Raw genomic sequence first — 8931 nt, 5'->3', positions numbered from 1 at the left:
GGTGCGGGGCCGCGGGGGGCGGTGCGGGGGTCGTCCGGATGCGGAACTGCCCGTTCGGTGCGGTGGCGGAGGCGTTCCCGCCGCTGGTGTGCGGCATGAATGTGGCGTTGCTGGAGGGCATGGCGGAGGGGTCTCGGGGCGTGCGGGTGCGGATGGACGCGCGTCCGGGCTGGTGTTGCGCGGTGGCGGAGGAGGTGCCGCCCGCCCCCTCTAAAAACAATGAAGATTGACATAGAAGTGGGGGCCGTGGTGAGGTGATCCCATGACGGACGATCACCGCGCTCAGCGCACGCCTGCCCGCACCGAGGACCCGCGTTACCACCTCGCCCAGTTCAACGTGGCGACCATGCGCTTCCCACTGGACGACCCGCGCATGGCGGAGTTCGTGGAGATGCTCGACCCCGTGAACGCCCTCGCCGACACCGCGCCCGGGTTCGTCTGGCGGCTGGTGGAGGACGGGCAGCCGGACGCGACCCGGATGCGGCCCGCCGGCGACGACGTGATCGTCACGTTCTCGGTGTGGGAGTCGGCGGAGGCGCTGTGGGACTTCGTCTACCGGTCCGGGCACCTGGAGTCGATGCGGCGCCGCCGCGAGTGGTTCCTGCGGCACGCGGAGGCGCACCTGGTGCTGTGGTGGGTTCCCGCCGGGCACGTCCCGACGGTGGAGGAGGGGATGGAGCGGCTGGCGCTGCTGCGCGCGGAGGGCCCGTCCCCGCGCGCGTTCACGTTCGCGTCGCCGTTCACCGCCGAGGAGGCCGGGCTCGCGCCGGTGTGAGCCCGCCCCCCGGGCGGCGGCGAGGCGACGCGCGGGCCGCCCGGGGACGTCCGGGGGCGCGGCGGTCAGTCGAGGAGGGCCGCGGTGTGGCGGCCCGCGGCGGCCGCGGTGAGGAAGTAGGCGAGGTCCTCGTCGAGGCGCCGGCCCATGGTGGACAGCCGGACGCCCCAGTCCCGCTCGGCGCCCGCGAGCGCGTCGCGCAGGCCGTCCACGGCGACGGGGACGAGCGCGTGCCGATCGCCGAGCGGCGCGGCCTGCGCCGCGACGCGGGCGCCGAACTCGCCGCCCAGTTCGGGGACGGGGACGTCGGCGCGGGCGAGGGCGACCCGCCCGTAGGCGGTGAGGGAGTGGTGCGAGACGCCGATGTGGCGCTCCCGCCGGTCGCCCTCGCTGACCCGCAGCGACGCGACGGGCCGCCCGTCGAGGACGGACGCGGCGTTGACGGCCTCGCCCGCGGAGACGCCCGAGAACCCCCAGCGGGTGCCGGTGCCGAGGTTGCCCGGGCCCTGCGCGAGGACGATGGCCTCGGCGTCCAGCACGAGCCGCGCCGCGAGGAGCCCGGTGTGGACGGTGACGGCCTCGAGGTCGCCGCCGAACGCCTGCCCGACCGTGACGGTGGCCGCGAGGGCGCCCGCGTCCTTCAGCCGCGCGATCGACATGGAGAACCAGGACGGCAGGGCGCCCCCGTCCGGCATGACGTACACGACCCGCGTGCCCGGCCGGGCGGCGAGGAGCCCGGCGAGGATCGGCGGCAGCGCGGAGTGCAGGTCGGCGACGACGACGGGCGCGCCGCCGAGGGAGTCGGCGTCGCGCAGCACGTCGTGGTGGGGGGAGTCCTGCTCGTCGGCGCCGAGGACGGTGGCCTGCAGCGGGGTGTAGCGGGCCTTGACGAGGTGGCCGGGGCCGGACGGGTCGGGCGGGAGCCGGTCGGGGACCGCGACGACCATCGCGTAGCCGCCGGTGCCGAGGCCCATCGCCAAGGCCGTAGTGTTGAGCAGGACGGTGTCGCCGGGTTCGGGGCGCCCCACCAGCGCGGGATACGCCAGGGCGCGGTGCGCGCCGTCGCCCCCGATCTCGACGTCGAGTTCGACCGCCCCCGGCCATTCGCGTCGGATGCCCTCAACTGTGCCTTTACGCCATCGGATCACACTGGGAAACGGTAGCGTCCTCTGGTGACGGGCGTGGGGGCGTTCGGACCCGTGCACGGGGGTCCCGGGGCTTCACGGAGCGAAGAGGTGGTGGCGAAGTGTCGCGGCGCAAGACCGAGCGCCTGCTGAATCTGGTGGTCTGCCTGCTCGCCACCCGGCGCTATCTGACCGCGGAGCAGATCCGCCGGGCGGTGCCGGGGTATCCGGACTCCGACGAGGCGTTCAAGCGGATGTTCGAGCGCGACAAAGAGGAGTTGCGCGAGCTGGGCGTTCCGCTGGAGGTCGGCAGCGACCTGCAGGGCGGGGGCGGCGAGGAGATCGGGTACCGGATCCCGCCGCAGGACTACGAGCTGCCCGACGTGCACCTGACGCCCGACGAGGCGGCGGTGCTGGGCCTGGCGGCCCGGGTGTGGCAGCGGGCGAGCCTGGCGGAGGCGGCGTCGGGGGCGCTGCTGAAGCTGCGGGCGGCGGGCGTGGAGACCGACGCGTCGGCCGCCGTCGGGATCGAGCCGCGCGTGGACACCGGCGAACCGGCGTTCCCCGCCCTGTGGGAGGCGGTCCGGGACCGGCGGCCGGTCGCGTTCGACTACCGGGCGATCGGGCGGACGTCGGTGACGCGCCGCCACCTGGAGCCGTGGGGCGTCGTCAGCCGGCGGGGCCGCTGGTACGTGGTCGGGTTCGACCGGGACCGCGACGAGGAGCGGGTGTTCCGGCTGAGCCGCATCGACGGGGAGGTCGCCGCGGACGGCCCGGCCGGGTCGGTGACGGTCCCGGACGGCGTCGACGTGCGGCGCCTCGCGTTCGACCGCGGCGAGCCGGTCACCGAGCCGCGCCCGGCGACGGTGCGGCTGCGGGCGGGCGCCGCGCAGGGCCCGCGCCGGTGGGCGCGCGACGTCCGCCCCTCCGGCGACGGCGCGTGGGACGAGGCCGTCCTGACGTTCCGGGACGTGGAGCGGTTCGCGCCGTACCTGGCGCGGTTCGCCGACGACCTGGTCGTGCTGGACCCGCCCGACCTGCGCGACGCGGTGATCCAGCAGCTGAAGTCGGCGCTGGCCGCCGGGGAACCGGGCCCGGCCGGCGGCGCCGGGACCGAGGACGGGACGGTGCACGCGCGATGACCACGAACACCCCGAAGACCGCGAACACTCCGAAGACCGCGAATGCCGCGAGGCCCTCCAAGACCTCCCGGTCGGCGGCGAAGCAGGCGGCGGCGTCGACCGGGCGGCTCGCGCGGCTGCTCGCGCTCGTCCCGTACGTCGTCAACCGCGACACCGTCGCCCTGGAGGAGGCCGCGGCCGCGTTCGGGGTGACCGAGAAGCAGCTGATCGACGACCTGAACCTGCTGTGGTGCGTGGAGCTGCGCGCGCCCGACCCGTACTGCCCGATCGACCTGTCCTACGAGGGCGGGGAGATCACCGTCGCCGAGGCCGAGTCGATCGCGCGGCCGCTGCGGCTGAAGGTCGACGAGGCCAGCGCGCTGCTGGTGGCGCTGCGGATGCTCGCCGAGATCCCCGACCTGCACGACCGCGACGCCCTCAGCCGCGTCATCGCGAAGCTCGAGACCGCCGCGGGCGCGGCGGCCGTGCCGAGCGCGCAGGTCGCGGTCGAGGTCGACGCCCGGGACGTCGCCGCGGGCGGCGGCCCCGGCGCCCGCACCGTCCTCGGGACGCTGCGGGACGCCGTCGCGGCGCGGCGCCGCGTGCACCTGGCGTACTACGTGCCGGCGCGCGACGAGAACACCGAGCGGGACGTCGACCCGATGCGGCTGCTGGTGGTGGAGGGCAACACCTACCTGGAGGGCTGGTGCCGCCGCGCGGAGGCGGTCCGGCTGTTCAAGCTCGACCGCGTCACCGGCCTGGAGGTGCTGGACGAGCCCGCCGAGGTGCCCGACCACGCCGAGCCGATCGACGTCGACGCCGGGCTGTTCCGGCCGTCCCCGCAGGACGTGCGGGTGACGCTGGAGCTGACGCCCCGCGGCCGCTGGGTCGCCGACTACTACCCGTGCGAGAGCGTCGAGGAGCTGGGGGAGGGGCGGCTGCGGGTGGTGCTGCCGACGCCCGACACCCGCTGGGTGCGGGGCCTGGCGCTGCGGCTCGGCGACCAGGGGCGCGTCGTGGCGCCCGCGTCGGTCGCCGACGGCGTCCGCGACGACGCCGCCCGCGCCCTCGCCCTGTACGGCCTGGGCTGACCCGCCCGGAACGGCCCCGGGCCCGCGCGGCGGGGCGGGGCCGCCGTCCGGCCGGGGCGGGGCCGCCGTCCGGACGGGCCGGTGCTGAAGGTCGCGCCGGGATCGGCTACCGTGGCGGGCGTGGCGTGGGTAGCGGTTTCGGTGACGGCGGGCTTCGTCGGCCTGGCCGTGCTCGCCTACTGTGCGTTCAAGGTGTACTTGGGCGTGCGGCGGTTCGGACGTGAACTCGAGCGCACAAGATCACGGCTGGCGCCGAAACAGTCGGCGCTCAGGGATGAACTCTCTCGACTCGAGGGATCTCGGGCGCCACAAGCGCGCGAAGACGGCGTACGATCGTCGTGAGGACCCCTGCTGAAGAGGATTTGTCATGGCTGGACTTGGCACGACCGAAATTCTGATCATCCTGGCGGTCGTACTGCTGCTGTTCGGGTCGGCGAAACTGCCGCAGCTCGCCCGCTCGCTGGGCAAGTCCGCCCGGATCCTGAAGGCCGAGACCAAGGGCCTGCACGACGACGATGACGGCGACGACACCCGCAAGGCGCAGGCGTCGCAGCAGCAGGACGCCCCCGCTGAGGCGCCCGGCGCGCAGCAGAACGCGCGCGGCCCGCAGGCGCTCGCGTCCGGTGAGCCGCTCCAGGGCGTTCCGGTTTCGGACCCGGGCCAGGCCCGCAAGCACTGATCCGGCGGCGCACCGCACCGCGGCACCGCCCGCGGCGCGCCGCCCCGCCCGCGGCGGTCCCCGCCCTCCCGCCGAGGGCCGCCGCCGCGTCGACCCCCGGACCGAAATCGAGCCCGAAAGCCGATGATGAAGCTGAGCAGGCGCGGCGCCGCATCCGACGGCCGCATGCCCCTCTTGGAGCACCTCCGTGAGCTGCGCAACCGGTTGGTCAAGGCGATCCTCGGCCTGCTGGTGGGCACGATCATCGGCTGGATCTTCTTCGACCCCATCTGGGACTGGCTGAAGCAGCCCTACACGCGGATCCCCCCGGAGCACTGCCTCGACGGCAAGTGCGACCTGGTCGTCCACGGCATCTTCGACGGCTTCTTCGTGCACCTGAAGGTCGCGCTGATCATCGGCGCGGTGCTGTCGTCCCCGGTGTGGCTGTACCAGCTGTGGGCGTTCGTCGCGCCGGGCCTGTACCAGCGGGAACGCCGCTGGACGTACACGTTCATGGCGGCGGCCGTGCCGCTGTTCGTCGCGGGCGGCTACCTGGCCTACCTGACGATGGACAAGGGCCTGGAGATCTTCATCGGGCTCGCGCCGGGCGACACCACCGTGCTCGTCGGCGTCCAGGACTACCTGAGCTACGCCCAGGCGATGCTGTTCATCTTCGGGCTGACGTTCGAGCTGCCGCTGTTCGTGGTCGTGCTGAACCTGGCGGGCGTGCTCACCCACGAGCGGATCCGCAAGTCCCGCCGGCTGCTGTGGTTCGGGGTGTTCGTGTTCGCCGCGATCGCCACCCCCAGCCAGGACCCGTTCACCATGCTCGCCCTGGCCCTCCCCACGATCGTGCTGTTCGAGATCGCCGAGTTGATCGCGTACCTGCACGACCGGCGGCTCGCCGCCCGCCCCGACCCGTACGCGGAGCTGTCCGACGACGAGGCGTCCCCGCTGGACCTCGAGGCCATCGACGCCGAACTGGAGAAGGGCGGCGGCCGCACCGGCTGACCCGCGCCCGCCCGGCACCGGGCGGGCCGCCCCGGCGACCCGCCGGAATCCGGTTCGTTATGGATTGGGAAACGGGCCGGTCGAAACCGTAGGCTCGAAGACATGACCTCCCCCGACACCACGTCGACCGGGCGGAAGGCCGAGGAGCGGACCGGGGACACCCCGGCCTCCCGGTACGCCGCCTACCGCAGGCGCACCGCCGGGAACGGCCCCGCCCTGCTGGACTTCCGCACCCTGTACGACTTCGAGCTGGACGCCTTCCAGCTGCGGGCGTGCCAGGCGCTGGAGGACGGCAGCGGCGTCCTCGTCGCGGCGCCGACCGGCTCCGGCAAGACCGTCGTCGGGGAGTTCGCCGTCCACCTCGCGCTGACCGGCGGCTCCAAATGCTTCTACACCACGCCGATCAAGGCGCTGTCGAACCAGAAGTACGCCGACCTCGTCCGCCGCTACGGGCCCGAGAAGGTCGGGCTGCTCACCGGCGACAACAGCGTCAACGGCGAGGCGCCCATCGTCGTCATGACGACCGAGGTGCTGCGCAACATGCTGTACGCGCAGTCCCCGACCCTCGCCGGGCTGGCGTTCGTGGTGATGGACGAGGTGCACTACCTCGCCGACCGGTTCCGCGGCGCCGTCTGGGAAGAAGTGATCATCCACGTCCCGGACTCGGTGCGGATCGTGGCGCTGTCGGCGACCGTCAGCAACGCCGAGGAGTTCGGCGAGTGGCTGCACGCCGTCCGCGGCGACACCGCCGTCGTCGTCGACGAGCACCGGCCCGTCCCGCTGTTCCAGCACATGCTCGTCGGGACCTACCTGCACGACCTGTTCGTCGACACCGGCAAGGGCGACAACCGGCAGGCGCGCCTCAACCCCAAGCTGACCCGCATGGCCGTCGAGGAGGTGCGCCGCGCCAAGGTCAACCAGGGCCGCCGCACCGGGCGGCGCCGCGCGCCCCGCCCGCAGCGGTACCGGCCCCCGGCCCGCCCGGACGTCATCGAGCGGCTCGACCGCGCCGGGCTGCTCCCCGCGATCACGTTCATCTTCTCCCGCGCCGGCTGCGACGCCGCCGTCCAGCAGTGCCTCGCCGCCGGGATCCGGCTCACCTCCAAGGAGGAGTCGGAGGAGATCCGCGCCCACGCCGAGCTGCGCACCGCCGACATCCCCCCGGCCGACCTGCGGGTCCTCGGCTACGACGACTTCCTCGCCGCGCTCGAGCGGGGCGTCGCCGCCCACCACGCCGGGATGCTGCCGACGTTCAAGGAGATCGTCGAGGAGCTCTTCACCCGCGGGATGATCAAAGCGGTGTTCGCCACCGAGACGCTCGCGCTCGGCATCAACATGCCCGCCCGCACCGTCGTGATCGAGAAGCTCGACAAGTGGAACGGGGAGGCGCACGTCGACCTCACCCCCGGCGAGTTCACCCAGCTCACCGGACGCGCCGGGCGGCGCGGCATCGACGTCGAGGGCCACGCCGTCGTGGTGTGGGCGCCCAACGTCGACCCGGCGTCCGTCGCGGGCCTCGCCGGCGCCCGCACCTACCCGCTGAACTCCAGCTTCCGCCCGTCCTACAACATGGCCGTCAACCTCGTCGGCGCCGTCGGCATCGAACGGGCCCGCACCCTCCTCGAGGAGTCGTTCGCGCAGTTCCAGGCCGACCGCGCCGTCGTCGGCCTCGCCCGGCAGGTCCACAAGAACGAGGAGGCGCTCGCCGGGTACGCCGAGGCGGCGCAGTGCCACCTCGGCGACTTCATGGAGTACGCCGCGCTGCGCAGGCGGCTGTCGGACCGGGAGGCGCAGCTGTCGCGGGAGCGGTCGGCGTCCCGCCGCGCCGAGGCCGCCAAGTCCCTCGAGCGGCTCCGGCCCGGCGACGTGATCCTGGTGCCGTCCGGGCGCCGCTCCGGCCTCGCCGTCGTCCTCGACCCCGGCCTCGGACGCCGCTCCGACGGGCCCGCCCCGCTCGTCCTCACGGTGAACCGGTCGGTGCAGCGGCTGTCCATCCAGGACTTCCCCCGCGCCGTGGAACCCGTCGAGCGGATCCGCATCCCCAAGTCGTTCAGCCCCCGCAACCCGCAGGACCGCCGCGACCTGGCCTCCACCCTCCGCAACAAGGTCCCCGACGACGCCCGCGAACGCAGACGCGCCCGCGTGGACTCCGCCGCCGCCGACGACGCCGAGATCGCCGCGCTGCGCACCGAGCTGCGCCGCCACCCCGTGCACGGCTGCGACGAACGCGAGCAGCACGCCCGCTGGGCCGAGCGGTACCACCGCCTCGACCGCGAGACCGAGCAGCTGCGGCGCCGCGTCGAGGGCCGCTCCCAGGTCATCGCCCGCACCTTCGACCGCGTCTGCGCCGTCCTGGAGCAGCTCGGCTACCTGCGGGACGGCGAGGTCACCGGGGAGGGCCGCCGCCTCGGGCGGATCTACAACGAGCTCGACCTGCTCACCGCCGAGAGCCTCCGCGCCGGGCTGTGGGACAAGCTCGACCACGCCGAACTGGCCGCGTGCGTGTCCGCGCTGGTGTACGAGTCGCGGCGCGACGACGACACCGGCCCGCACCGCGCCCCGTCCGGCCGCGCCGAGGACGCCCTCGCCGCGATGGTGCGGCTGTGGGGCGAACTGGACGCCGTCGAACGCGACAACCGCGTGTCGTTCCTGCGCGAACCCGATCTCGGGTTCGCGTGGACCGCGTACCGGTGGGCCAAGGGCGACGACCTCGACGAGGTGCTCCTCGCGAGCGACATGACCGCCGGCGACTTCGTCCGCGCCGTCAAGCAGCTCCTCGACCTGCTCGGCCAGGTCGCCGACGCGTCCCCCGCCAACGGGCACGTCCGCAAGACGGCCCGCCGCGCGATGGACACGATGCGCCGCGGCGTCGTCGCCTACTCGTCCGTGACCTGACCCCACCGCCGCACCGTGGCCTTCCGGCGGCCCGACCGTCCCGTTCGGGCGGCGGGGGCGCGGGGGCGGGGCGCGCCCCGGCGGCTGGAGTGCCCCGTTCGGGCGGTGCCGTTGCGACACCGGGGCCCGGCAGCCCGACTGCCCCGCTCGGGGTGGTGCCGTCGTGAGGGCGGCGTGCCCGACGGCTCGACCGTCCCGTAGCGAGGCCGGGGCCCCGGCGGCTCGACCGTCCCGGTCGGGCGGTGGGGGCGCGGGG

8 protein-coding genes and 1 pseudogene are annotated in these 8931 nt (G+C 74.4%); 8 read left to right on the top strand and 1 reads right to left on the bottom strand.

Features of this window, described 5'->3' with window-relative positions; all coding sequences use genetic code 11:
• Positions 1 to 230: pseudogene (locus DMH08_RS42155) on the top strand (transcriptional regulator); the annotation flags it as partial.
• Positions 231 to 262: 32 nt separating this feature from the next.
• Positions 263 to 775: a DUF3291 domain-containing protein gene (locus tag DMH08_RS36505; RefSeq protein WP_125620737.1), complete on the top strand. Its 513-nt coding sequence runs from the start codon at positions 263 to 265 to the stop codon at positions 773 to 775.
• Between the two features lie 65 nt (positions 776 to 840).
• Here the strand turns inward: DMH08_RS36505 and DMH08_RS36500 are convergent, their stop codons facing one another.
• Positions 841 to 1923 (bottom strand): DUF3866 family protein, encoded by a 1083-nt coding sequence (locus tag DMH08_RS36500; RefSeq protein ID WP_026401677.1) that lies wholly within the window; start codon positions 1921 to 1923, stop codon positions 841 to 843.
• A 98-nt stretch (positions 1924 to 2021) separates the two neighbouring features.
• Between DMH08_RS36500 and DMH08_RS36495 the strand changes: the two genes are divergently transcribed.
• From DMH08_RS36495 to DMH08_RS36470, 6 genes are all read left to right on the top strand, one after another.
• Entirely contained in the window at positions 2022 to 3041 is a 1020-nt protein-coding gene (locus tag DMH08_RS36495; RefSeq protein WP_034517246.1) for a helix-turn-helix transcriptional regulator, read from the top strand.
• The gene (locus tag DMH08_RS36490) at positions 3038 to 4111 is read left to right on the top strand and encodes a helix-turn-helix transcriptional regulator (protein WP_125620735.1); all 1074 of its coding nucleotides are present in this window, start codon (positions 3038 to 3040) and stop codon (positions 4109 to 4111) included. The genes DMH08_RS36495 and DMH08_RS36490 overlap by 4 nt, the downstream gene beginning before the upstream one ends.
• Positions 4112 to 4192: 81 nt before the next feature.
• Positions 4193 to 4453 (top strand): hypothetical protein, encoded by a 261-nt coding sequence (locus tag DMH08_RS36485; RefSeq protein WP_233618025.1) that lies wholly within the window; start codon positions 4193 to 4195, stop codon positions 4451 to 4453.
• A 25-nt stretch (positions 4454 to 4478) separates the two neighbouring features.
• On the top strand, positions 4479 to 4790 hold the full coding sequence (tatA, locus tag DMH08_RS36480; protein ID WP_026401678.1) for a Sec-independent protein translocase subunit TatA: 312 nt from the start codon (positions 4479 to 4481) through the stop codon (positions 4788 to 4790).
• Between the two features lie 165 nt (positions 4791 to 4955).
• Positions 4956 to 5780 (top strand): twin-arginine translocase subunit TatC, encoded by an 825-nt coding sequence (tatC, locus tag DMH08_RS36475; RefSeq protein ID WP_233618024.1) that lies wholly within the window; start codon positions 4956 to 4958, stop codon positions 5778 to 5780.
• Between the two features lie 102 nt (positions 5781 to 5882).
• Positions 5883 to 8675 carry a DEAD/DEAH box helicase gene (locus DMH08_RS36470; RefSeq protein WP_026401680.1) on the top strand — a complete coding sequence of 931 codons (2793 nt, stop codon included), beginning with the start codon at positions 5883 to 5885 and terminating at the stop codon, positions 8673 to 8675.
• Positions 8676 to 8931 lie beyond the last annotated feature (256 nt).

This window comes from Actinomadura sp. WAC 06369 (assembly GCF_003947565.1).
In the GTDB taxonomy this organism is placed as follows: domain Bacteria; phylum Actinomycetota; class Actinomycetes; order Streptosporangiales; family Streptosporangiaceae; genus Spirillospora; species Spirillospora rifamycini.
The sequence above is the reverse complement of the archived record's forward strand: the minus strand, read 5'-3'. Positions and strand labels throughout refer to the sequence as shown.

Bases quoted from the DNA above. Each gene is read 5' to 3' on its own strand.
- DMH08_RS36505 (WP_125620737.1), top strand. From the start codon at position 263: ATGACGGACGATCACCGCGCTCAGCGCACGCCTGCCCGCACCGAGGAC.
- DMH08_RS36490 (WP_125620735.1), top strand. From the start codon at position 3,038: ATGACCACGAACACCCCGAAGACCGCGAACACTCCGAAGACCGCGAAT.
- tatA (WP_026401678.1), top strand. From the start codon at position 4,479: ATGGCTGGACTTGGCACGACCGAAATTCTGATCATCCTGGCGGTCGTA.
- tatC (WP_233618024.1), top strand. From the start codon at position 4,956: ATGCCCCTCTTGGAGCACCTCCGTGAGCTGCGCAACCGGTTGGTCAAG.
- DMH08_RS36470 (WP_026401680.1), top strand. From the start codon at position 5,883: ATGACCTCCCCCGACACCACGTCGACCGGGCGGAAGGCCGAGGAGCGG.